The following is a 26,308-nucleotide window of genomic DNA, read 5'->3' as shown; positions in this document are numbered from 1 at the left end:
ATTAGTTGGTATATAAGTTGCATTTTAAAATAGGAGGAGGTGGAATTTTGTTTAGAAAGTATATATTAGCAATCAATCCTGGTTCGACATCAACAAAAGTAAGCGTCTTTGAAAATAATGAAAGGGTGCTTGAAAAAAAGATAAGCCATTCATCAGAAGAAATAAAGAAATTCGAGAATATAAGTGAGCAAAAAGACTATAGATTAGGACTAATAATAGAGTGGCTAAAAGAAAAAGATATAAAGTTAGCAGAGTTTAAATCAATTGTTGGAAGAGGTGGCTTGCTGAGACCTATGTCTTCAGGTACGTATATTGTAACAGATAAGATGATAAAAGATTTAGAGATAGGTATACAAGGAGAGCATGCTTCTAATTTAGGAGGTATATTGGCTAAATCTATTGCAGATATAGAGAATATTCCATCATATATAGTAGATCCTGTAGCTGTAGACGAATTTGAAGATATAGCTAGAATATCAGGAATGCCAGAAATAAAGAGAAAATCATTAATACATGCATTAAATATCAAAGCAGTAGCACATAGGTATTCAGAAGAAACAGCTACAAAATTAGAGGATATGAATTTAATAATAGCTCATTTAGGTGGAGGAATATCAGTAGCTCCACTTAAAAAAGGAAAAGCTATAGACGTAAATAATGCTAGTGAAATGGGACCATTTTCACCAGAGAGAGCAGGAGAAGTACCAGTAGGAGATTTAGTGAAAATGTGTTTTAGTGGTAAATACACGCTAAAAGAAATGAAGAAGAAAACAAAAGGAGAAGGTGGATTAACTGGATACCTTGGAACAAATGATGCAATAGAAGTAGTAAATAGAATAAAGAACGGTGACAAAAAAGCTGAGTTAGTATATAATGCGCTAGCATATCAAGTAGGAAAAGAAATAGGAAAGATGTCAACAGTATTAAAGGGAGAAGTTAAATCCATAATACTAACAGGAGGATTAGCTTACTCATCAGAGCTAACAGATTTTATAACAAAGATGGTTAGTTTCATAGCTCCAGTGAAGATATATCCTGGTGAAGATGAGATGCAAGCACTTAATATGGGAGCACTTAGGGTGCTAAATGGAGAAGAAGAAGCTAAAATTTACGAAAACGAGGTGAAATTTGATGATTAGAAATTTTACAGATGTAATAAATTTGGCTCAAAAAAAAGGTTCAAAGACAATAGCAGTAGCTGCTGCACATGACAAGGAAGTATTACTAGCAGTAAAACAAGCTAATGATCTTAAAATTGCAGAAGCGGTATTAGTTGGTGACAAAGCAAAAATAATAGATATAGCTAATGAAATATCTATGGATTTAGATAAATTTGAGGTTATAGATGTGCCAGATACAAAAGAAGCATCAGAAAAAGCAGTAGAGCTTATATCTCTAGGAAAAGCCCATATTGTAATGAAAGGCTTAGTAGATACGTCTATAATACTTAAAGCAGTATTAAACGAAAAGGCAGGTCTTAGAACAGGTAAAGTATTAAGCCACGTGGCAGTGTTTGATGTAAAATCATATGAGAAGATTTTATTCGTAACAGATGCGGCGATGAATATAGCTCCAAAATTAGAACATAAAAAGCAGATAATAGAGAATTGTGTTAAAGTTGCTCATGCACTTGATATAGAAAATCCTAACGTAGCAGTAGTTTGTGCAAAAGAGAAAGTTAATCCTAAAATGCCAGATACAGTAGATGCTAAAGCATTAGAGGATATGAATAAAAGCGGTGAGATAACTGGGTGTACAGTAGGAGGACCTTTTGCGCTTGACAATGCTATATCTTTAGAAGCTGCTAAGCACAAAGGAATAGAGCATCCAGTGGCAGGAAAAGCAGATATACTTATGATGCCAGATATAGAAGCAGGAAATGTACTGTACAAAGCATTAGTATTTTTGGCAGGAGCGCAGAATGCAGGTGTTATAGTAGGAGCTAAAGTACCTATAGTATTGACTTCGAGAGCAGATAGCGAAGAAGCAAAACTAAATTCAATAGCACTTGGATCACTAATGGCATCGAATAAATAGTAATAATATAAAGCGGAGGTGATGATATGAAGCCATATAGAATATTAGTAATTAACCCCGGGTCGACATCTACGAAGATAGCTGTATTTGACAATGAAAAATGTGTATTAGAAGAAACGCTTAGACATTCATCTAAGGAGCTAGCGCCTTATGATAAAATATATGATCAATATGAATTCAGAAAAAATATCATATTAGAAACACTAAACGAGAAAGATATCAACGTAACAAAATTTAGCGCAATAGTTGGAAGAGGTGGCTTATTAAAGCCAATAGCTGGTGGAACATATGAAGTAAATGAGACTATGATTCGTGATTTGGAAAAAGGAGTATTAGGAGAGCATGCTTCAAATCTAGGAGGAATAATAGCTCATGAGATAGCATCTCAATTAAATATTCCAGCATTCATAGTTGACCCTGTAGTAGTTGATGAAATGAATGATATAGCTAGAATATCAGGCATGCCAGAAATAGAAAGAAAGAGCATATTCCATGCTCTAAATCAAAAGGCAGTAGCAAGACGAGCAGCAAAAGAACTAGGGAAAACATATGATGAAGCTAACCTTATTGTAGCTCACCTAGGTGGAGGTATTTCAGTAGGAGCTCACAAAGAAGGAAGAGTAGTAGATGTAAACAATGCTTTAGACGGAGAAGGGCCAATGTCACCAGAAAGAAGCGGAGGACTTCCAGTTGGTGATTTGGTGAAACTATGTTTTAGTGGCAAATTTACATTAGATGAAATCAAAAAGAAAATAAAAGGTAAGGGTGGAATAGTTGCTTACCTAAACACAAATGATTGTAGAGAAGTTTCAGATATGATAGATAAGGGTAACAAAGAAGCAGAGTTGATATATGAAGCTATGGCTTATCAAGTAGCTAAAGAAATAGGTTTATGTGCAGCAGTGCTTGAAGGTAAAGTAGATGCTATAGTTATAACAGGTGGTATAGCATACGACGAGAGAGTAATTAAGTGGATATCAGACAGAGTTAGCTTCATATCTGAGATTAAAGTTTATCCAGGTGAGGATGAATTGATAGCTTTAGCACAAGGTGGGTTAAGAGTACTCAGAAAAGAAGAACAAGCTAAAATCTACAGCTAAAAAGGATGATGATAATGCATCAAGATAAACGAATTAGAATTATAACAGGACACTATGGCAGTGGCAAAACAGAGTTTTCAGTTAACTATGCACTGGGTCTAGCTAAAGTAAGCAAAAAACTTGCTTTAGCAGATTTAGATATAGTTAACCCATATTTCAGAAGTAGAGAGAAAACAGAGCTCTTAGAAAATAATGGGATAAGAGTGATATCAAGCTCATTAAAGGGCATAAATACAGATGTTCCTGCGCTTAGTGCTGCTATTAATGCTCCATTAGAAGACAAGGAGTATGATGTAATATTGGATGTTGGAGGAGACCCTGTAGGAGCTAGAGTGCTAGGAAGATACAACAAATTCTTTGTAGATAATGAGTATGATATGTTTTTAGTAGTAAATGCGAATAGACCAGAAACTCAGACAGTAGAAGGAGTTTTAGAATATATAAAGAGTATAGAAAATGCTTCAAGGCTCAAAATAACAGGTTTAATTAATAATACTCATTTACTAAAGAGTACAACTGTGGAAGATGTATTGAGAGGTCAAAAACTAGTACAAGAGGTAAGTAAAATAACAAACTTAGATATAAGATATACATCAGTTATAGAATCCTTAGTCAGTAAATTACCTGCAGATATAGAAGGTGAATTAATAAAAATCAAAATGTACATGAGAGAAGATTGGATGAGCTAAGGAGACGTTAACAGTTTAAAATTAGGAAATTATTTAGTAGTTTTATGAATAAAAAGCCTAATTTAATCATAAAAAATAGCAACCAAAGTCAAATGAATATTTTAGATTAAAGTAGTTTTATAAATTTACAAGAAAGGGTGAAATTTAATGGCAGTTAAAGGTAAAGTTAAATTTAATGAGGATTTATGTAAAGGCTGTGGTCTTTGTACAACAGTATGTCCCGTAAATATAGTTGTTATGGATAATGAGAAAATAAATATCAAAGGATATCATCCAGCAACTGTAAAAGAAATGGACAAATGTATAGGCTGTGCTAACTGTGCAAGTATATGTCCTGATTGCGTTATAGAGGTAGAAAGAACTAAACAATAAAAGGAGGGGAATGTAATGGCTAAAATATTAATGAAAGGAAACGAAGCAATAGGAGCAGCAGCGATAAAAGCTGGCTGTAATTATTTCTTTGGTTATCCTATAACACCTCAAAACGAGGTACCAGAATACATGTCAAGAGAACTACCAAAAGTAGGTGGAGTATTTTTACAAGCAGAAAGTGAAGTAGCTGCAATAAATATGGTGTATGGTGCATCAGGAGCAGGAGCGAGAGTTATGACTTCTTCTTCAAGTCCAGGAATTGCATTAAAACAAGAGGGTATTTCCTATTTAGCAGGAGCAGAGCTTCCATGTGTTATAGTAAACGTAGTTAGAGGAGGTCCTGGTTTAGGAGGTATCCAGCCAGCACAATCTGATTATTTCCAAGCTACAAGAGGAGGAGGAAATGGTGATTACAGAATGCCAGTTTATGCTCCGAGTAGTATACAAGAAACTGTTGACTTGATAATGGGTGCATTTGATGTTGCAGACCAATACAGAACTCCAGTTATGATTGTTGCAGACGGTATGATAGGTCAAATGATGGAGCCAATAGAGTTCAAAGAGCCAAAGAGTAGAGAATTAGCTCCTAAGACTTGGGCAACAACAGGAACAAACGAAGAGAGAAAACCAAATATTATAAACTCGTTATTTATAGATCCACAAGAGTTAGAAAATCACTGTATTAGACTAGAGAAAAAGTATGATCAAATGGCTCAAAATGAGTGCTTAGTAGAAGAATACAACTTAGAGGGTGCAGAGATAGTAGTTGCAGCATATGGAACTACATCAAGAATAGTAAAAAATGCTATAGATAAATGTGCAGAGCTAGGAATAAAAGTAGGACTAATAAGACCAATTACATTATGGCCATTTTCGTTCGATAGCTTTGATAAAATAGAAGATACAACAAAAGCAGTATTGACAGTAGAGATGAGTACAGGTCAAATGATAGATGATGTTAAAATAGCAATGAAAGGTAGAATGCCTGTTGAGTTCTATGGTAGAACAGGAGGTATGGTTCCTACTCCAGATGCTGTAGTAGAGAAGATTAAGAAAATTGTTGGGGGTGAAAAGTAATGACAGTTGTATTTAAGAAAACAAAAGGATTAACAGATAAGCCTTTACATTATTGCCCAGGATGTACACATGGTATTATTCATAGATTAGTAGCAGAGGTTTTAGAAGAGTTAGAAGTATTAGGAAAGACAGTAGGAGTTGCTCCAGTTGGATGTTCAGTATTTGCATATGATTACTTTAACTGTGATATGCATGAGGCAGCACATGGTAGAGCACCAGCAGTAGCTACAGGTATAAAAAGAGTTCATCCAGATAAAGTAGTATTTACTTATCAGGGAGACGGAGACTTAGCATCAATAGGAGCAGCAGAAATAGTTCACGCAGCTGCTAGAGGTGAAAAAATAACAACAATATTTGTTAACAATGCAATATATGGTATGACAGGTGGGCAGATGGCTCCAACAACATTGATCGGACAAAAAGCTACTACATCCCCATACGGAAGAGATGAAGCTCATTGCGGAAAGCCACTTAAAGTATCAGAAATGCTTGCAACAATAGATGGAGCTAAATTTGTTGAAAGAGTTTCAGTAAATAGCCCAGCTAACATCAGAAAGACAAAAAAAGCTATAAAAAAAGCCTTTGAAATGCAAATCGCAGGTAAGGGCTTTGGAATAGTAGAAGTACTATCTACATGTCCAACAAACTGGGGACTATCACCAATAGAGTCTATAAAATGGTTAGAAGAAAACATGATGCCATATTATCCATTAGGTAATTTACGAGATGTAGAGGAGGCGAAATAGTATGCAAGAAAAAGTTATAATGGCAGGGTTTGGTGGCCAAGGAGTCATGTCTATGGGTCAACTGTTAACTTATTCAGGAATGATAGAAAACAAAAATGTATCATGGCTTCCTTCATATGGTCCAGAAATGCGTGGGGGTACAGCAAACTGTAACGTTATGGTGTCGGATAGTCTTATAGGTTCACCTATAATAACAAACGATGCTACAACAGCAATAGTTATGAATCTTCCTTCACTAATCAAGTTTGAAAGTGATGTAATATCAGGAGGAAAACTGTTAATAAACAGTTCGTTAATAGATAAGAAAGCTGATAGAGACGATGTAGAAGTATATTATATACCAGCTAATGAAATAGCTAGCGAATTAGGTAATATCAAAGTAGCAAATATGGTAATGCTAGGAGCTTACTTAGAGCTTACAAAGGCAGTGGAAACAGAGTCAGTAATAGAAGCATTCAAGAAAGTGTTCGGAGAAAGAAAAGCTGAGTTTGTACCATTAAACAGAGAAGCACTAAAAAGAGGTGCTGAGTTTATTAGAAAATAGAGAAATTATACAAAAAACGGGGATGTGAATATACATCCCCGTTTATATTTTAAAACTGAAAATAAATAAATTGGTTTGCCCTACTATAGACAGCAAAAGTAAGGATAAGAAATACAATAGTTACATATACAGTCCATCTCGCAACTTGTGGAAATTTGTATCTATTAAAATCTATATACCTTCCATTTTTCTCGTATCTAAGGAGTTCGATACAAACAGTACAAACAAGTACCAATAACATGTCTAATTTAGTTAAGTTCACACTCCAAAACAATTGTTTAATAGGATATAAATTTATATCTATATGTAACATATTTTTGATTATATTAATACAATCACTAAAATTATTAGCTCTAAAGAATATCCAAGCAAAGTCTACCAATATAAAAGTAATTATCATTTGAATAAAAGAATTCAATTTTTCTAGTTTTCTAATAGGGAACATGATCTTGTCCCTTATATTTTTGGTTATTAATCCAAACACAGAATAAAAACCATGTAAAAATCCCCATATCACAAATGTCCAATTTGCTCCATGCCATAATCCACTAATTATAAAGGTTATAAAGAGATTGTAATATACTCTCCATTTGATGACTCTACTACCACCAAGAGGAATATAAATATAATCCTTTAACCAAGAAGATAAAGAAATATGCCATCTTTTCCAAAACTCAGATATACTTTTTGCAAAATATGGTTTTTTAAAGTTCTCCATAAGATTAAAGCCCATTATTTGAGATATGCCTAAAGCTATATCAGAATAACCAGAGAAATCATAGTATATTTGTACAGCAAATGCTATAGTTGCAATGATGATCGTAAAACCATAATAATTATTTGGGTTATTGTAAACCTGATCTACAAGAATTGACAATCTATCAGCTACAACTACTTTTTTAATAAAACCAACGAGCATAAGGATTAATCCATTGATGACTCTATCATAATCAAAATCATGTTTTTCATAGAATTGAGGCAATAAATTAGTAGAACGCTCGATAGGGCCAGCTACAAGCTGTGGAAAAAAGGATACAAATAAAGCAAAAGTACTAAAACTTTTTTCAGGCTTTAGGTTACCTCTGTATACATCAATAGTATAACTCAACGTCTGAAAAGTATAAAAGGATATACCAACAGGTAGTAGTAGCTTAAATACAGGAAAATCTAAATTTAGAGTAAATTTCTTCAATATATAAGTAGTAGATTGAGAGAAGAAGTCAAGATATTTAAATATGAACAACAGCCCCAAGCTAACGACCAAACTAGTAATAAGATATCTCTTTTTGCCTTTATTAGATTTTGTTTCATATATTTTTATCCCTGTCAAATAATTTACGATAGTTACAAACAATATTAAAATCATGTACTCAGCTTTCCAAGACATATAGAAGTAATAGCTAGAGATAAGTAGTAAGATATTCCTACGATTGTATGGTAAAATAAAATATAAACTTACAACAACAACAAAGAATATCAAAAACTGTAAAGAATTAAATAACATAGTACCTCCTATTCGCTGATTTTCTGGTATAAATCCGATGCAAGAAACTTATATCCTTCAGGCAACAGATGAATGTGGTCAGAAAACAAGTTAAAGTCAATTTTTTTATTATAATTGATATATTTGATATCTGCTTTTTCATTAAAATAAGCATCAATATTATTCATATTAGTAACATAACCCTTAGCATGTACACTATCACCTAATAGCTTTTCGTTCATAGAAGCTAAGAAAAATAGTGTATTTTTACCTTTTTGCATATCAATGATTTTCTCCAAGAAGTATATTTGGGGAGTACTTTCATTAAAGGCAAATAGTTTATCGGTATAGATGTATTCATAGTCATTGGTTTTTATCAAATCATATAAAAAAGGTTTTTCGGTCCACGCTTGAGATGCTTTTGGTATTTTACTAATAAATGCACTTTCTATTTTATGTTTAAAGTAATCTTTGTACTTCAAAATAGTGACATTAGTTTTTAAGTAGTGAGTAATAGAGCTTAAAGTATAATCCTTAGCAGATTCATCAATATTAGGGTAGAATTCACTATATACTTTATCATAGGTATGTTTATCAATTTCTCTTAAATAGTCTTTCATCCAAAATACAGGAGTATTGTAAGGAACGCAGTTAATAAAACCAGGGTATATAACATTGACTATAAGATTATTTGTAGATATATCATGACTATGAATCATATTTAGTAATACATAGATATCGCCCATTTGCATAGAAGGAATTGCAAGATTGTATACTTTATCGTAATCATTATTATTTTTAATAATTTCATTCATATAATAACCAATAGACTCCGTATCATTTCCAGGGGAACTATAGGCTACAGAATCACCCAATATAATAATATAGTTATTATAGTTGTTTGTATTAATATCCTCACTTATTTTATCTAACACTGTTTCAATACAGCTGACATTGTCTTTAAAGATATCATAGTTCACTCTTTGACTGTAAACATCACTCAAATCAAATAAATGAGGATAAGCTATTTGAAAAACAATAAACAATAGCAGTATGAATAGAAGTGATTTAGTAATAAAATTTTTCATTGTATTCTCCTTGTATAGTTTAGTAATTTCACCAATATAAGTATAACTAACATTAATTTAAAATACAAGTTCTACTGTAATCATAATGTAATCTAAAACTCATTGTTTTAGAATTGTAATACTACTTTAGAAATAAATAAGCTATAATAGTAATATGAGTTTAATATACAGCAGTATATTTGACTTGATTAAACATACTATAAAAAGAGGGGGTAATGATGGGAAAATTATTTGGAACAGATGGTGTGAGAGGTATAGCTAATACAGAATTGACTGTAGAGCTTGTATATAAACTTGGAAGAATAGGCGCATATATATTAACAAAAGGAAAAAAATGCTCAAAAATAATAGTAGGAATGGATACAAGAAAATCAAAGGACATGCTAGGTGCTGCATTAATGGCAGGTATCTGCTCAGTAGGTGTGGATGTAATAAATGTTGGTGTAGTGCCAACGCCAGCAGTATCATATCTGACCAAAAAATATAAGGCAGATGCAGGAGTAGTGATATCAGCTTCACATAACCCAGTAGATTACAATGGTATAAAGTTCTTTAACTCAGAGGGTTATAAGCTTAATGATAACATAGAGAACGAAATAGAAAAATATATATTTGAAACCATAGATATTGAGTATAATCCTGTAGGAGAAGATATAGGAAAGATAATAATAGATGATAAAGCTATAAATGATTATCAAAATTTCCTTAAAGAACTAGTAGATGTTGATTTTGCAGGATTAAAAATAGCGATAGATTGTGCAAATGGAGCATCATATAAAGTTGCACCAGATTTACTAAGAGAACTAGGAGCTGAGGTAGAAGTTTATCACAACAATCCTGATGGAACTAATATTAACCTAGGCTGTGGCTCTACACATCCAGACGTAGTAAAACAAATAGTATTAGAAAAAGGATGCGACATAGGTTTAGCCTTTGATGGAGATGCAGACCGTCTGATAGCAGTAGATGAAAAAGGAAATATAATAGATGGAGATTATATATTAGCGATATGTTCAACACACCTAAAAGAAAAAGGACAACTTACAAATAATACAGTTGTAGGAACAATAATGGCTAATATGGGATTAGACAAATACTGCGAAAGCAAAGGTATAAAAGTAGAAAAAACTAAAGTAGGAGATAGATATGTACTAGAAGAAATGATTGCTGGTGACTATGTTTTAGGCGGGGAGCAATCAGGACATATCATATTCCTAGAACACAATACAACAGGTGATGGATTACTCACAGCTTTACAGTTGATATCAGTTATGAAAAATAAAAACAAGAAGTTATCTGAGCTAGCAGGAGTAATGAAGAGATATCCACAAGTGCTTGTGAACGCACTAGTAAGCAACAAAAACAAAGCAAATTATCTTAGTGACGATATAATAAAAACTGAAATACAGAAGATAGAAGAAGAATTCCATGGTGAAGGTAGAGTTGTTATTAGACCTTCAGGAACTGAACCTAAAATTAGAGTTATGATAGAAGGTAAGGACGAAAATAAAATAGCGGAAAAAGCTAATTACTTAGCAGAATTAATTAAACAGCGGTTAGCTTAATATCAGACAATTAAACAGTGACTAGTAAGTCGCTGTTTAAGACTGTAGACAAAAGCCCAATTTCTGCGTTGTATTCAAATTTCCGTTGCTCACTTACTTCTAAGTAAGCTCTGCTACTCAATTTTAACACGCCTTGAACTTGAATTTTTACTAAAGTCTATTATCTTGATGATTTTGTCATCAAACTAAACCAGCGACTAGTAAGTCGCTGGTTCTTAGCATGCCAAACAACCTATTTTAAATAATACTATGATTTTGAGAGATTGATTCCTTTTGCTCTATTAACATTAAAACAAGTATCTAAAAAATCGAGCATTCTAAAAATATCGATAAGATCATCTTTATTATCTATATTAAAATAAGACATTTCTGTTTTCTTTGTAATAAAGGGGACCTTGACTCTAGATTTATTAAAATCATTAGTATTGAATAAGATATATAATCTATTAATAACATTATAGTTTTGTGTCATAGAAGATAGTGAGTTCATCAGATTATTTATGCTACCATCGAAAAGTATTTCGCCATATTCTGTTAAAATGCCATAGCTAGTTATATTACTAATGTGAGTCAAATAATTTAACTTATAGTCTTGACAAAATCCAATATACCCAGATTCAGATAAATATAATGCAAAGTTTTCGTCAAATATATATTTTTTAGCATTTCTTAGGCTTGGATCGTCTTCGAATCTATTCCTAATTGTGTTGTTTTTGCATAATATAATGCAAAGCACAATAAACTTAATAATTGCATAAGTTGAAAAAACCAAAAAAAATAACATTGCTATAGTACCGATTGTATCCCAAAAACTTTCATTAATAAATTGCTCAAGTGAAAGTATTACACAGACTATAGTTGTTACAAAAGATACAAGTATTAGTTTGCCTATTTTTTTCATTGATTTTAAAACATTAAGCATGAAAGCCCCCCTAGTTGTGTTTTAATATAATTTAGTTTAACAAACATTGCATTTTTAGTATAAAATAAACCAAAGAAAAATACAATATAGAATTAGCTAATATTTAACTGTGTTACAACTTATTTGATAATAAATTAGAATAATCTTATAAATCATATTAATAAAAATGAAATTTCTAAGTGTCATATTAGGATTTTATAAATATATTATAGTAAAAAGAGTGATAAACTAAAGAATTAAAAATGTAATGAAAACGTCAAAAAAGAAAGTGAGACAAAATGCACAATAAATGATATAATGAATGTTGAAATTCAAAAATAAGAGAGTTATATAGCAAATCATATAATAATAATTATATTTTTTGTTAATTGCTACTTGTATTACAGGAGGTGATAATAAAAAGAATGGTACAATAAAATATCTTTAGCGCCAGAACATAGGAATTATGTTGACGAGGGCGAGGTTAATCGAAAATTCGGCGGGTGCCTCGGGGTATACCACTACCCTTAAAAATTCTACAAACCTCACGAGTGATTGTGAGAACAAAATGAATTGGGTGGTTCTAAACTCATCTAAAAATGAGTTATTTTGTGCTGTCTAAAAACGGCGGTACATACTTAAACTTGAATAGTCGGATATATTAAAATAATGGAGGAATATATATTATGTGTGGAATAGTTGGATATATAGGAAATAAACAAGCAACAGAGGTTTTGATGAACGGATTATCTAAACTTGAATATAGGGGATATGACTCAGCGGGAGTTGCGATAATAAATGATGAAGAGTTAAATATAAGAAAATATAAAGGCAGATTAAGTGTACTGTCAGATAATCTTAGCCAAAATAAGATAGTAGGTAATATAGGTATAGGACATACAAGATGGGCGACGCACGGTGCACCATCTGACGTGAACTCTCATCCACATACAAATTGTCAAAATGACATAGCAGTCATTCACAATGGAATAGTAGAAAACTACATGAAAATAAAAAAATGGTTAGATGAGGTGAGTGATGTAAAATATAAATCAGAAACAGATACAGAAGTGATAGCGCATCTAATCGATTATTTTTACGATGGAGATTTAGTCGAAGCAGTATACAAAGCAGTAGACAAAATGGAAGGTGCATATGCTATAGGAGTAGTTTCAAAAAGAGAGCCAGATAAAATAATAGCAGTTAGAAAAGATAGTCCACTTATTGTAGGAATAGGAGAGAGTGAAAACTTCTTAGCATCAGATATACCAGCACTTCTTAAATATACAAGAGATGTATACTTGATAGAAAACGATGAGTTTGTAATACTTACAAAAGACAATATCAAAATATACAACGAGTTTAAGCAAGAGGTAAATAGAGATATATTTAAAGTAACATGGAACGAAGAATCAGCAGAAAAAGAAGGCTATGAGCATTTCATGATAAAAGAAATATATGAACAGCCAAAAGGTACAAGAGAGACACTAGATAGAAGATTAGATGATGATGGAGATATATATTTAGATGGGATCAAGCTGACAAAAGAAGACTTAGATGGTATCAACAAGGTGTATATAGTAGCATGTGGAACAGCATACCATGCAGGACTAGTAGGTAGAACTATAATTGAGAAATACGCCAAAGTAGCAGTAGAGGTAGATATAGCATCAGAGTTTAGATATAGAAATCCAATAATAGATGATAAAACTTTATTTATAGCAGTAAGTCAATCAGGAGAGACTCTAGACACATTAGCAGCACTTAGAGAAGCGAAGAAACATGGAGCTAGAGTATTATCACTAGTAAACGTTGTAGGAAGTTCGGTAGCAAGAGAATCAGACGACGTATTCTATACTTGGGCAGGGCCAGAAATAGCAGTAGCATCAACAAAAGCATTTACAACACAGCTAATGGCTTTTAATATGATAGCACTTCATATAGGGTTAACAAAAGGTACACTAACAAAAGAAGAATATAAGAATCTGATAAAAAAACTTAAAGAATTACCAGATAAGATAAAGCAGATATTAGACCAGTATGAAGACATACAAGAAATAGCAGATAGCCAATTTAACAACGAAAAAGTATTCTTTATGGGTAGAGGAGTAGATGTAAATATAGCAAAAGAAGGATCATTAAAGCTAAAAGAAATATCATATATTAACTCATTTGCGATAGCAGCAGGAGAACTAAAGCATGGAACGATAGCGCTAATAGAAGAAGGGACATTCGTAGTGGCATTGGCAACGCAAGATAGATTGTATGAAAAGATGCTATCAAATATAAAAGAAGTAAAAGCAAGAGGAGCAAACGTCCTAGCATTAGCAAAAGAAAACAACAAAGAAATATCAAAAATAGCAGACAAAGTAATCTATATACCAGAAACATTAGACGAACTAACACCGATATTAAGTGTAGTGCCTTTACAGTTACTATCATACTATATAGCAGTAGCAAGAGGATGCGACGTAGATAAGCCGCGAAATCTGGCTAAATCAGTGACTGTCGAATAACCTAAATCGCCTTAAAATGGCGAATTACTTCGTCACTAAAAAACACCAAGACCAATCATGAGCAGAGAACCAAAATCTATGATTTTGTGTGAATCGCTTACTCCTACGAGTGAAAGGAGTAGTGAGCGACATTAAAAATTAACTCATGTCCTTGGTGTTTTTTGTTCCTTGTACTTCACTCATTTTATGACGATTTACCTATTTCGGAGTTTTTGAGTACCAAAATGTTAGTTGAATAAATAAAGTTTAAATTAGCTCATGCCCTTGGTGTTTTTTGTTCCTTGCACTTCACTTATTTTACGACGATTTACCTATGGTGGAGTTTTTAAGTGCTAAAGTGTTTGTTGAATAAATAAAGTTTAAATTAGTTCATGTCCTTGGTGTTTTTTGCTCCTTGCACTTCACTCATTTTATGACGATTTACCTATGGTGGAGTTTTTGAGCGCTAAAGTTTTTGTTGAATAAATAAAGTTCAAATTAGCTCATGTCCTCGAGATTTTTTGTTCCTTGTACTTCTCTCATTTTATGACGATTTACCAGTGTGGGAGGGCTTTGTGTATTAAGATTATTAGTGAAAGTAGTAGTGAGTGACGTTAACAAAACTACTCATGCTATTAGATTTTATTTATAGTATTCGAGATTATAAAAATGGGTCTAAGCAATAATTAATTGCTTAAACCCATTTTTATTAATTTATTCTATACACAATGCTTTAAGTAATCATCCATTACTGGGCAAATATCTTTTATTGTACAATTTTTCTCTTTTAATAATTCATCCCATTGTTTTAAGCTAAGTGGCATGGTATTAAGGCTATAATTATCGATTATTTTGCTTATATCCGTATCAAATATATTATTCACAGCATATATTTCATCAGGAATAAACTCGCAAGGCTTAATATAACCTTTTTCACTTATAAACCATCTATACAAACCGCTACCACAGCTTAAGCTTTGGTATTTATTATCAATATCTACATTTTGCTCACTGCTTGCCCATGCTTTTACATCGATATATTGTTTATATTTATCCGATAAAGTTGAGAGGTTTGTGGATAAATTGTCTGTTTCTTCTTCAGATAAACACCAAGAGTCTTTATAATCAATGCCTCTTCCACTAGGAATAAATACACCAAATCTCAAGGATTTTATTTTATAATCAACTGCTAACTTTATAATATCTTCTATATTGTTGATATTATCTTTTTTCACAATACAAGCAGCAGAAACATATATTCCAGCATTAACAGCTTCTTTTATACCGTTAAGTGTATTAACAAAAGAACCTTTCGATCTAGTTATTTTATCAAATTTATCCTCATTTTCCGCATATAGAGATACTTGTATACAGCTTATACCATTAAAATATTTGATATTTTCACTATTTATAAGAGCACCCGTAGTAGTAATAGTAGTGCTAAAATTGTCAATAGAGTATTTCAATATATCAAAGAATCTATCATATAGCATGGGTTCGCCACCCGTTAACTGTAAATTTAGAGTTTTTCCTTTTAAATAATCCAATGTTTTAATTAATAGCTCATAATCAATAGAGTTAGATCCGTTTATACTACAGCTTTTAAAGCAGTGTACACAGTTACAATTACATTTATCAGTAAGGCTTATTACGATATCTAATGGTACTCTTTTGTTTTTTATACCTGTTTTTATAAAGGATTGAGGGTTTGGAGTATCGCTTAATAATATATCAGTTGATTTGCTATTAATACACTCCATAATAATATTTTTAACTCTAGCTTCATCAGGTGTATCTAATTCTAGAGCAATTTCTTTAGTAATTTCAGATATACTCTTTTTACCATTTATTTTTTCCAAGATATACACATCAACTGGATTGAGAGTATATCTCTTATTTTTAGCTAATAAAATGCCATGATTATCAAAATAATGCAGGCGACTATTTTGTGTAATATATGGATACATTTTAATTCCTCCATTGTAATATAATAGTACATTGAAGCTGTTTCTCAATGGTAAATATTTTTTTAATATGTTATACGGCCAGTTTTGATACAATAAATTATAAGCTATGATTCATTTTAAACAGCTATCGGGAGTGTCTTAAAGACACTCCCGTATACATTGTACTATACAGCATTAAATCTTGGTTGTGGCCAGCCTTTATCACACCAAGTTAGACCAGTATTAGGACCGCAATAGTCTAAAATAGCAGAATCAGCTTTGTAATTAAAAAATGATTGTTTACTCATAAATTATCCCCCTTTCTCATTAGTATTTACTTGCATTGGTTAAAAGCTAATAACCAATGGATAGTATCTTTTTAACGAAACTATAATACATATATTGGTTAAATTATACATTAAATTCTACAAAAAGTCAATATACCCTAATATATCCATAGTCTTTTATTCTAAGGTCTGATCATTTTCGCATACAAGGAGACTTTATTATAATATAAAGCTGATTAAAGGTATTAGCAAAGTTTGTATATCATGCAAAAAAGTAGGATAATAGAGAAAAGACATTGTATCAATGTTAAATATACAAATAATAGATGACAAAACTTTATTTTAGCAGTAAATCAAGCAGAGGACATATTTATTACAGATACTATAGAAAATACTCCTATCTTAAAATTATTTAGAATTATAAATATCAATGCTTATCTTCATTAGAACTTATACTATATATAAAAAATCACATGAATATTTAAAGATTAATTTTTCTAGCAGTTTTTTTGATTGTTATTTTCTGTTCATTAGTAAAAGAATTAAATAATTCACATATACATTCAGATAAAATTATTTCTCCTTCTCTGATATGAAGTAAACTTGATTCTTGCAAATCATAATATCTTTTGTACAATGCTATAAACTCTGTAGGATTCAAAAGCTTTAAAATTGATTTAACTTCATTACAAGTAAAATTTCCATCAAGTAATATATCCTCTAAATCTGCAAGGGAGTTAACTCTATTAGTGATAATATTTAATTTGCCATTTAAATCTTTACAATCCTTTATCGCTATTATAATTTTACGATATAATTCATTATCCATTCTGTTTCCAAAAGAAAAATTAAGCTTTTTATTTTCTTCAGGGTATTTTGATATGATGAATACTTTAGCAATAGTATTTGTTTCAACGGAATTTATTATATTTGTAGCAATTTTTTCTAAGCTTTCTTTAATATATAGTACTAAGTTATTATCTAAAATAAATATTTTATCTAGTATTTTAACAGCTTGTAAAAGCATATAGTAAATTTCTTCTGTAGATTTATCGCTAAAAAGAACATTTAAAGTTTCGATTGATTTTAGTGATAATTTTAATCTTTTAGCATCTTCATTAACAATGATACAGCCAATACATGTAGTTAGTATCAGTTCATAAATATTTATTACCAATTCTTTATATTCTTCATGATATCCACTGAGTAAATAATGAATATCTTCTGTAGAAAAATTTGAGCAGAATGCATTTTCATAATATAAGTTCTCTAAATAACTCTGGATGAATTCTATTCCTAATAATTTTTCCATCGTATTAAATACAGGATAGTCTGCAGTAATATGTATTTCTTGTGCTTGAAAATCAGGATAGTATAATTTGAAAAAGCCATTTATTCCATCAATTATAGTAGCATTATGATAATAGTTTTGAGTATTTATTAGTTTTTTAATTAAAGTTAAATGTAAAAGCTTAGTTATGTTAATTTTTGAATCTATTTTATGACGCCCTTTTATGTATATGTCATATAATTTTTCTTTTTTAATTAACTCTACTGCATCATCAGGATTGTCATATCTCTTAAGCCATATTCCTATAGTAAACATAATAGAATTAAGTATATCTTGAGCTTTTTCTATTCTAATAGAACTACTATCACCACTACTGAATTTTTCAGTTTGTATTTTTAGGATATCTATTAATTCAATCTGTATTCTTTCTGCTTCGAAATCTGAAAGAAGATCATTAATATAAGCTTGCATAAGTAAAGATTCAAAATATTTAGCTTGATCTAAATTAGTCTTTTTTATTTTCTCTATTTTTTTAATCTTCATTATAACTGTCCTCGGTAAAGGTATCTTCATGACTTATACTATATCCATTTTTAAGATTATTAGAAAGAACGTATAGTTCTCTATCTGATAATAATTCTATAGAGCCTTGGCACACACCATCGAACTTTTTTTTCATAAATTCTATCAACTCATCATCGCTAATCAAATCAAGTGTTTCATTTTTATAAAAATAAAATATTTCAATAAGATCATGTAAAATTTCCATATAATTATTTTCAGAAATATATGGGGAGTCACAAAATTCTTTTATAAGTTTGTCTACTATTCCTTGTCCCAATTCAATTCTTCCAGTTTTTTTAAGAGCAGAAGATTTAGTTTGTATCAGTTTTAGTGCTTGTTCTTGGGTTAAAACAAGTCCGAATTTCTTTGTTATTTCATTACATCTCATAAGTTTGCTGATAGCTTGTTGTTCCAAAATTTTATTATTTAAGTTTTGTATTTTGAATTCCATAATATCACTCCTAATAAATGTTTTTGACATTATCTTCAATCTGGTTTATGTTTTCCTTGACTTTTATAGGTGAATATGTTATGATTATAGTGTATAGTTATATTCGTTAATTGATACATTATACTATAATTATTTACGCATGTCAAAAAATTGTATAAGTGGGTTGCAAAATCATGTTATTTTAGGTTGAAATCTAGAATGAGCGTGATTTTTTTATTATTTTAGAAGTTTTTTTCATACACCTTTATACAATATCATAAGTTTTTTTATATATTCAAAGATTCCAAAAAGCCAAAATAAATTGACAACATTTACAACATTTAATAGTTGTTGACAACATAAGGAGAGTTAATTATAATTATATTATAGATTTTAATAATCGATATCAATTACATCGTAGTATATGCATCCATAAAATACAATAAAGAATATAGGAGGGTTTTTATCATGTTGTTTACTTTTGTATTAACGTTGGTTTTTGTATTATTATTATCAAAAAGTATTAAGAAACACAGCTATGTATACTATACAATCTCTACTCTATTAGTACTAGCGACCATTATATTAAACATTATGAAAATGAAGAACGGATACAAATTAGATGGTTTTGCACTGGATATTGAGAATTGTATAAAGAGGGGAGTGCTTCCCACTGCATTTTTCATATTAGTAATGTATGTAGGTGCACTTAATTCTAAATGGAAGATAACAAAAAGACTATTAAATATTAGAGCGGAACTTGCTATTATTGCTTCAATATTGATGATGTCACACTGCGTACTTTATCTTAAAGGTTTTATAATGCATATAGGACCTATCATAAAAAATAGCAATACTTTTCCAACAAAGTACTTTTTACTTAGTATAATTGGAATAATCGGATTTATAATTATGTTACCTCTTTTTATTACTTCAATTAAAAAGGTCAGATGTAAAATGGACAGTACTAAATGGAAACAGCTTCAAAGATGGTCTTATCTATACTACTTCTTAATATATGCACACGTATTTATCATATTAGTAGGGCGTAAGAGTATAGATTATGTTAACTTAGGTACATATACTGTTTTATTTGGTGTATATACTATTATGAGGATTTTAAAGTACAATAAGAAAAGAAAAAATATATTAGCAACAGAAAAATAATTAATATATCATAAGTAATTTAAGTTATTTAAACAAAACGTATGTTGATAAGTCATGTATATTAGGTGAGTCTTAATGTTACCTAAATTACATGACTTTTACTTATTATTTTCCATCACATTAGATGGTTTAATCTTATTTTCATGCTTAAGATTACTTTGATAGAATAATATATTAGATTTTTATAATATTTATTGAGTAGAACAAAAAGAGTTATTTATATAAAGTTTAATATTAGTTTAGTTACGGTGCTACTATTATAGTTAAATAATAGAAGAATACAGTCAAGGGCAGTTATTTAATAGTAGCAATTATTAAAAAGAACCAGAAATTAACTCACGTACATTTTTTCTTCTAATAGATAAGAAAATGATGCTGATAAATCTTGGAAAAAATGAACGGATAGAAAATTATTACAAAAAAGCTATTTATGTGTTATTATAGACATAAATAAATCCTTTCAGGTTTGATAGATTTGTTTCTTGATAATTTAATTTAACCACAATATTAAAAAGTTATATTTTTTATGCAAGTAACCCGTAATAATACGGGTTAGGGCGTATTGTAAAGGCCTAAATACATTTTGTAAATAAGGAGGTTACTATGATCTATGATTTTAGAAGTAAGAAGACTCCGAAGTTGACAGAAGTAGGTGGAAAGGCACAATCTCTCATTGAAATGACAAAAGCAGGACTTAAAGTACCAGAGGGTATTGTTTTATCCACTGGTTTTTTTACACCATGGCTTACAGAAATAAAATCATCAGATATATGGAAACAATTATTGGAAGGACCTACCACGGGCATATGTCAGTTATTAGAAACGAAGGCTAAGAGCTTTACATTAACAAAAGAACAAGAGATTATGTTAGAGAATGCGATGAAAAGCATAGAGGATGGTTACTATGCTGTTCGCTCATCATCACCAGAAGAAGACTTAGAAGGGACAAGTTTTGCAGGTATGTATACGACTATTCTAGGAGTAACTAAGGATAGGATACCTGAGTCTATTGCAAAAACTTTTTCATCTATGTTTAATTATCGTGTTATGGAATATAAGAACAAAAATCATATGCATTTAGAACATAGCAGTATATCTATCATCATTCAAAGACAGATTCCATCAGAGATTAGCGGTATAGGTTTTTCCATTAACCCGTCCAATAACTGTTATGATGAAGCCATGGTTAATGCAAGTTTCGGTCTAGGAGAAACCATCGTATCTGGTGTAGTTACACCTGATACTTATATAATCAATAAAGTAAAACAAAAGATCTTAGAAAAGAAAATTGGTAAGAAGGATTTTGGGTTGTGGCTCAACCGTAAAGGTGGAACCTTAGAGAAATCTAATGAGGATCCTATGAAACAAGCTTTATCCGATAAACAGATAATAGAAGTGTCAGAGCTTGTTCAGACGTGTGAAATACACTATAATAAACCCATGGATATTGAGTGGGCATACTATAAGGGAATACTCTATCTTCTTCAGGCAAGACCAATTACAACCTATATCCCTCTATTTCCAGAATTAGTGACGAAGCCCGGGGAGGAGAAATATCTCTATATGGATACTATGGGATTGACGCAAGGCTTCACAGAAAGTATGTCTGTTCTTGGTATGGATGTATGGATTAGGACACTAGATTTAGCCAAAGGAGATATATATCCTACAGGTGTTAATGGAGCTATTGTTCCTATACATGGAAGACAATATATCCATGTTTCTAATATAGCAAAAACTATGGGCGTCAAGAGGACGATGAAGAGACTGTGTAATTATGATGGTCCAACACGTATGATTTTTGAATCTATTGATTTTGCAAAGGAATATTTACCAGCTAAAAAGCCATATTCCACGAAACATATTTATATAAAAATGCTTAAACAAGTTATAAATATTGGTATTCCTATTGTAAAGACACTATTAACCGATTATAAGAAACTTCGAGATGACTATAGGAATGCATCTATGAAAGCTAAAAAAGGAATCAGAGAAGGTATTTATGATAACAAGCTTTATAGCGAAGTTGTAGAAGAAGTGATGAATAAATTCTTTAAAATAACTAAGAGTTATAGTATTATACTAACAGGTATGATTGCCATGCGTAAGTTAAAGAAATTATTCAAAGGCGAAGATATGGAAGCGCGCGTTGTATCATTGGGTATGGATTTAGAAGGTAACCCTACAAGTGCCATGGGTCATCATATGTATAGACTGGCTTGTTATAAAGAGATTATCGAGACGAAATCGAGTCAAGAATTTATAAGAAATATTAAGAACAGAGCTTATTCATCACAGTTAATGAGAGATTATGATTCATATATGCATGCTTATGGTTGCAGAGGATTCAAGGAGATTGATATCGCTGCTCCAAGAACCTATGAAAATTTGGAAAAATTTTATAAACAATTAAAATCTATTCGTATCGAGGATAATCATTTACTCCATGTTAAGAAGCGAAGAAGAGAAGCTTATACTATACTGTTAGAGCGAGCAAAAGAGAAAGGTATAGAGAAAAAATTTGTGAAATATGCTTCCCTATATCAGAATACTTTTGGATATCGAGAAGATCCTAAGTACATCTTTGTCTACGGTGTGGCAGAGCTTCGGAAACAGGCATTGAAGTTAGGCGATAGATTTGTTAAAGAAGGACGATTACGTGCTATAGAAGAAGTATTTGATCTCCATATACAAGATATAACAATAGCACAGAGAGATGCTACCTATGACTTGATGAAAGCAAGAGATAAGAATTTAGCGCCTTATAAAGAGGTAGAGCATATAAAAGACTGGCCCAATATTATCGACAGTAGAGGAAAGATATACCGTCCAATAAGAAAGGGTGAAAACGGAGATATCATCGGTGATCCTATTGCACCAGGAATCGTAAGAGGAAGAGCTAAGGTATTACATTCACCTTATGAGAAAGCGTTAGAGCTAGGAGAAATTCTAGTCACTAGGGCAACAGAACCTGCATGGACGCCCATATTTGTCAATGCAGCGGGTGTTGTACTTGAAGTTGGAGGCCCTCTCCAGCATGGTGCTATTATTGCTAGGGAGTATGGTATTCCTTGTGTGAGTGGGATCAGTAACGTACAGAAGATTATTAAGGATGGGGATTTGTTAGAGGTTGATGGTTCAAGTGGTATTGTACGGATAATAGAAGATACTAGTGAATTAAGAGAGTATAAGGTACAAGATGTCTTATAGCTTGTTGTTATTCGTTTATCTAGCCCGTTTTAGGTATGAACGCCTATGATGGGTTTTTTATGTTTATTTATATAAGTTTCTAGTGCTGTTACTTATTATTTATAGTAAGCGTCAATAATCACCACATAGAGTCTATATCTGAGTTCATGATATACTAAGATTTTCAATATTTACTGACAAAAGAGCACGTACTTTGTAATTATACACAGGTTATCTGCAAGTATGTGAATTAAAAAAATATTAAAGAAAGCTAATAGTTTATATTTATATAGACCTTAAAAGTTAATTTATATCAAAATGATACGATTAAGTGAATGTATGATAAAAAAAGTTTTAAGAAATTGTTAAAATATTAACCAAAAATAGCATAATAATCACTACATATTGTATACAATAAACACTGCAAATAGAGATTGGAACTTAATTTGAGTAAATTATTATTGTAAATATCTAATGTTAACAAAAAATAATAAAAGTATTATTTTGTAAAAAATAGATTAATATACAATAAAAAAATACTTGCAAACAAAAAAACATTGTTATATAATTAACACACAAAACAAAGAAATTTTCTAATAACTTAGATATTAGAATCAACTTTCTTAGTTGTATATAGTAAAATATAAGATTTTCTAGACTAAAAAATAAAGTTGAGGTGATATAATATGCCAGTAACTAATGTTAAAGAATTAAGGAAGAAAATTGATGAAATTAAAAAAGCACAAAAAGAGTTTTCTACTTTTCCTCAAAAAAAGGTAGATAAGATATTTAGAGCAGCTGCTATAGCAGCAAATAATTCTAGAATAAAGCTAGCTAAATTAGCTTTTGAAGAAACAGGAATGGGAATTGTTGAAGATAAAGTGATAAAGAATCATTTTGCTTCTGAATATATATATAATCAATACAGAGCAACCAAAACTTGTGGTGTGATAGAAAGGGACTGTGCGTTTGGTATAGCTAAAATAGCTGAACCTATAGGAGTTGTAGCTGCTATTGTACCTACTACAAATCCGACATCTACAGCAATATTTAAAGCCCTTATTTGCTTAAAAACTAGAAATGGTATAATTTTTTCTCCTCATCCAAGAGCTAAAAGAGCTACCATAGAAGCAGCAAAAATAGTTTTAGAAGCAGCAGTTAAAGCAGGTGCACCTAAAGGGATAATAGGATGGATAGATAAGCCATCTATAGAAATGTCTAAAGTTGTAATGGCTGAAAGTGATATGATATTAGCAACAGGTGGACCAGGCATGGTTAAAGCTGCTTATTCATCAGGAAAGCCAGCTATAGGAGTTGGAGCTGGAAACACTCCTGCAATAATCGATGATACTGCTCATATAAAAATGGCTGTAAGTTCGATACTTCTATCAAAAAGCTTTGACAATGGTGTTATATGTGCTTCAGAGCAATCTGTAATTGTAATGGACAGTATATATAATGAAGTTAAAGCAGAGTTTTTAGCTAAAGGGGCATATATATTAGCTAAAGATGAACTAGATAAAGTAAGAAAGATAATATTAATAGATGGAACTTTAAATGCTGATATAGTGGGACAATCTGCTCATAAAATAGCTAAAATGGCTGGCATAAATGTGCCTGAAGCTACTAAGGTTTTAATTGGTGAAGTAGAATCTACAGATTTGAAAGAACCATTTGCACATGAAAAATTATCTCCAATATTAGCTATGTATAAGGCTAATTCATTTGATGAAGCATTAAAAAAGGCTGTTATATTAGTAGAGAATGGAGGATTTGGACATACTTCGGTGTTGTATACTGATATAAATATTTCAAGAGATAGAATCGATAAATTTGGTGCTGCTATGAAGACAGGACGTACAATAATAAATATGCCTTCATCACAAGGTGCTATTGGAGATTTGTATAATTTCAAATTAGCTCCATCTTTGACACTTGGATGTGGTTCATGGGGTGGTAACTCTGTTTCAGAAAATGTAGGAGTTAAACACTTGCTAAATATCAAAAGTGTTGCAGAGAGGAGAGAAAACATGCTTTGGTTTAAAGTGCCAGAAAAGACATATTTCAAATATGGCTCACTAGGTATAGCTTTAAGAGAACTAGAAGATTTAGAAATAAAAAGAGCATTTATAGTTACAGATAGAGTTTTATTCAATTTAGGTTTTGTAGATAGAATCACAAACATATTAGAAAGTTTAGGAATAGAATTTAAAGTGTTTACTGATGTAGAGCCAGATCCAACATTAGCAATAGCTAAAAAAGGCGCTGAAGAAATGAGAACATTTAAGCCAGATTCAATTATAGCATTAGGAGGAGGTTCTCCTATGGATGCTGCTAAAATTATGTGGACTTTATATGAACATCCACATGTTCATTTTGAAGATTTGGCTATGAGATTTATGGATATAAGAAAAAGGGTTTATAAATTCCCTAAATTAGGTAAAAAAGCGATGTTTATAGCTGTACCTACGTCTGCGGGTACTGGTTCTGAGGTTACACCATTTGCTGTAATAACAGATGAAAAAACAGGAGTTAAATATCCATTAGCTGATTATGAGTTAACTCCAGATATGGCCATAGTTGACGCAGAACTTATGATGAATATGCCAAAAAGTTTAACAGCAGCATCTGGTATAGATGCTCTAACACATGCGATAGAAGCATATGTATCGGTACTAGCATCTGAATACACAAATGGACTAGCACTTGAAGCTATTAGATTAATATTTAATTATCTTCCTCAAGCATACAATGAAGGTACAACAAATATTAAAGCTAGGGAGAAAATGGCACATGCATCAACAATTGCTGGGATGGCGTTTGCCAATGCTTTCTTAGGTGTTTGTCATTCAATGGCTCATAAATTAGGATCAGAGCATCATGTATCACATGGTATAGCTAATGCATTATTAATAAATGAGGTAATTAAGTTTAATGCAGTAGATAACCCACGAAAACAAACTGCGTTTCCTCAATACAAATACCCTAATGCGAAATTTAGGTATGCGAGAATTGCAGATTATTTAAATCTTGGTGGTAAAGATAATGATGAGAAGGTTGATAATTTACTAAAAGCTATAGACAAACTAAAAATAAAGTTAGATATACCAATGTCTATAGCAGAAGCTGGAGTGAGTAGAGAAAAATTCTTTACTTCTTTAGATAGAATGTCTGAGAATGCATTTGATGATCAATGTACAGGTGCGAATCCAAGATATCCTCTTATAAGTGAGATTAAGGAAATGTATATAAATGCGTTTGAAGGTAAAAAACGAAATAAAAAGTAAATCAAAGATAAGATAAATATAGCAATATATGTACCCATTTGAGAGCAGAT

General features: G+C 31.2%; 20 protein-coding genes. 13 read left to right on the top strand and 7 right to left on the bottom strand.

The genetic code is table 11. The annotated features are described in order from the left end of the window. The first annotated feature begins 47 nt into the window (after positions 1-47). The 8 genes from buk (P3X86_RS07540) (at position 48) to P3X86_RS07505 (ending at position 6,565) form a co-directional block, all read left to right on the top strand. A complete protein-coding gene (buk, locus tag P3X86_RS07540; protein WP_483292054.1) occupies positions 48-1,139 on the top strand; it encodes a butyrate kinase in 1,092 nt (363 codons plus the stop codon). Beyond that, entirely contained in the window at positions 1,132-2,037 is a 906-nt protein-coding gene (locus P3X86_RS07535) for a phosphate butyryltransferase (RefSeq protein WP_483292053.1), read from the top strand. The genes buk (P3X86_RS07540) and P3X86_RS07535 overlap by 8 nt, the downstream gene beginning before the upstream one ends. A gap of 26 nt (positions 2,038-2,063) precedes the next feature. Next, positions 2,064-3,137 carry a butyrate kinase gene (buk, locus tag P3X86_RS07530; protein WP_483292052.1) on the top strand — a complete coding sequence of 358 codons (1,074 nt, stop codon included), beginning with the start codon at positions 2,064-2,066 and terminating at the stop codon, positions 3,135-3,137. A 14-nt stretch (positions 3,138-3,151) separates the two neighbouring features. Further along, positions 3,152-3,826 carry an ATP-binding protein gene (locus P3X86_RS07525; protein WP_483292051.1) on the top strand — a complete coding sequence of 225 codons (675 nt, stop codon included), beginning with the start codon at positions 3,152-3,154 and terminating at the stop codon, positions 3,824-3,826. Positions 3,827-3,973: 147 nt separating this feature from the next. Beyond that, the gene (locus P3X86_RS07520) at positions 3,974-4,198 is read left to right on the top strand and encodes a 4Fe-4S dicluster domain-containing protein (RefSeq protein WP_483292050.1); all 225 of its coding nucleotides are present in this window, start codon (positions 3,974-3,976) and stop codon (positions 4,196-4,198) included. Between the two features lie 15 nt (positions 4,199-4,213). Continuing rightward, a complete protein-coding gene (locus P3X86_RS07515; RefSeq protein ID WP_483292049.1) occupies positions 4,214-5,275 on the top strand; it encodes a 3-methyl-2-oxobutanoate dehydrogenase subunit VorB in 1,062 nt (353 codons plus the stop codon). Continuing rightward, positions 5,275-6,021: a thiamine pyrophosphate-dependent enzyme gene (locus P3X86_RS07510; protein ID WP_483292048.1), complete on the top strand. Its 747-nt coding sequence runs from the start codon at positions 5,275-5,277 to the stop codon at positions 6,019-6,021. Before P3X86_RS07515 ends, P3X86_RS07510 begins: the two co-directional genes overlap by 1 nt. Position 6,022: 1 nt before the next feature. Beyond that, positions 6,023-6,565, top strand: coding sequence for a 2-oxoacid:acceptor oxidoreductase family protein (locus P3X86_RS07505; RefSeq protein WP_483292047.1), 543 nt, complete (start codon positions 6,023-6,025; stop codon positions 6,563-6,565). Between the two features lie 49 nt (positions 6,566-6,614). On the opposite strand, the gene P3X86_RS07500 is transcribed toward P3X86_RS07505, so the two are convergent. Continuing rightward, positions 6,615-8,069 (bottom strand): MBOAT family O-acyltransferase, encoded by a 1,455-nt coding sequence (locus P3X86_RS07500; protein WP_483292046.1) that lies wholly within the window; start codon positions 8,067-8,069, stop codon positions 6,615-6,617. Positions 8,070-8,077: 8 nt separating this feature from the next. After that, positions 8,078-9,136 carry a hypothetical protein gene (locus tag P3X86_RS07495; protein WP_483292045.1) on the bottom strand — a complete coding sequence of 353 codons (1,059 nt, stop codon included), beginning with the start codon at positions 9,134-9,136 and terminating at the stop codon, positions 8,078-8,080. A 218-nt stretch (positions 9,137-9,354) separates the two neighbouring features. Between P3X86_RS07495 and glmM the strand changes: the two genes are divergently transcribed. Beyond that, the gene (glmM, locus tag P3X86_RS07490) at positions 9,355-10,701 is read left to right on the top strand and encodes a phosphoglucosamine mutase (RefSeq protein ID WP_483292044.1); all 1,347 of its coding nucleotides are present in this window, start codon (positions 9,355-9,357) and stop codon (positions 10,699-10,701) included. A 247-nt stretch (positions 10,702-10,948) separates the two neighbouring features. Here glmM and P3X86_RS07485 read toward each other — a convergent pair whose 3' ends face one another. Next, positions 10,949-11,623: a hypothetical protein gene (locus tag P3X86_RS07485; RefSeq protein WP_483292043.1), complete on the bottom strand. Its 675-nt coding sequence runs from the start codon at positions 11,621-11,623 to the stop codon at positions 10,949-10,951. A 665-nt stretch (positions 11,624-12,288) separates the two neighbouring features. Between P3X86_RS07485 and glmS the strand changes: the two genes are divergently transcribed. Then, a complete protein-coding gene (gene glmS / locus P3X86_RS07480) occupies positions 12,289-14,118 on the top strand; it encodes a glutamine--fructose-6-phosphate transaminase (isomerizing) (protein WP_483292042.1) in 1,830 nt (609 codons plus the stop codon). 698 nt (positions 14,119-14,816) lie between these two features. Here the strand turns inward: glmS and P3X86_RS07475 are convergent. The 4 genes from P3X86_RS07475 to P3X86_RS07460 form a co-directional block, all read right to left on the bottom strand. After that, on the bottom strand, positions 14,817-16,064 hold the full coding sequence (locus P3X86_RS07475; protein WP_483292041.1) for a radical SAM protein: 1,248 nt from the start codon (positions 16,062-16,064) through the stop codon (positions 14,817-14,819). Positions 16,065-16,228: 164 nt separating this feature from the next. Then, a complete protein-coding gene (locus tag P3X86_RS07470; RefSeq protein ID WP_483292040.1) occupies positions 16,229-16,351 on the bottom strand; it encodes a hypothetical protein in 123 nt (40 codons plus the stop codon). 460 nt (positions 16,352-16,811) lie between these two features. After that, complete coding sequence (locus tag P3X86_RS07465) at positions 16,812-18,164, bottom strand: DUF6179 domain-containing protein (protein WP_483292039.1); 1,353 nt, start codon at positions 18,162-18,164, stop codon at positions 16,812-16,814. Beyond that, positions 18,154-18,636: a DUF6323 family protein gene (locus P3X86_RS07460; RefSeq protein WP_483292038.1), complete on the bottom strand. Its 483-nt coding sequence runs from the start codon at positions 18,634-18,636 to the stop codon at positions 18,154-18,156. Before P3X86_RS07460 ends, P3X86_RS07465 begins: the two co-directional genes overlap by 11 nt. Positions 18,637-19,083: 447 nt before the next feature. Here P3X86_RS07460 and P3X86_RS07455 point away from each other — a divergent pair, with 447 nt between their 5' ends. The 3 genes from P3X86_RS07455 (at position 19,084) to adhE (ending at position 26,258) form a co-directional block, all read left to right on the top strand. Continuing rightward, positions 19,084-19,782 carry a ferric reductase-like transmembrane domain-containing protein gene (locus tag P3X86_RS07455; protein ID WP_483292037.1) on the top strand — a complete coding sequence of 233 codons (699 nt, stop codon included), beginning with the start codon at positions 19,084-19,086 and terminating at the stop codon, positions 19,780-19,782. A gap of 603 nt (positions 19,783-20,385) precedes the next feature. Beyond that, positions 20,386-22,992, top strand: a complete 2,607-nt coding sequence (locus P3X86_RS07450) for a PEP/pyruvate-binding domain-containing protein (RefSeq protein WP_483292036.1) — start codon at positions 20,386-20,388, stop codon at positions 22,990-22,992. A gap of 665 nt (positions 22,993-23,657) precedes the next feature. Continuing rightward, the gene (gene adhE / locus P3X86_RS07445; RefSeq protein ID WP_483292035.1) at positions 23,658-26,258 is read left to right on the top strand and encodes a bifunctional acetaldehyde-CoA/alcohol dehydrogenase; all 2,601 of its coding nucleotides are present in this window, start codon (positions 23,658-23,660) and stop codon (positions 26,256-26,258) included. Positions 26,259-26,308: the final 50 nt, after the last annotated feature.

The sequence above is a fragment of the Abyssisolibacter sp. ZYX002 genome (assembly GCF_056892235.1).
The sequence above is the reverse complement of the archived record's forward strand: the minus strand, read 5'-3'. Positions and strand labels throughout refer to the sequence as shown.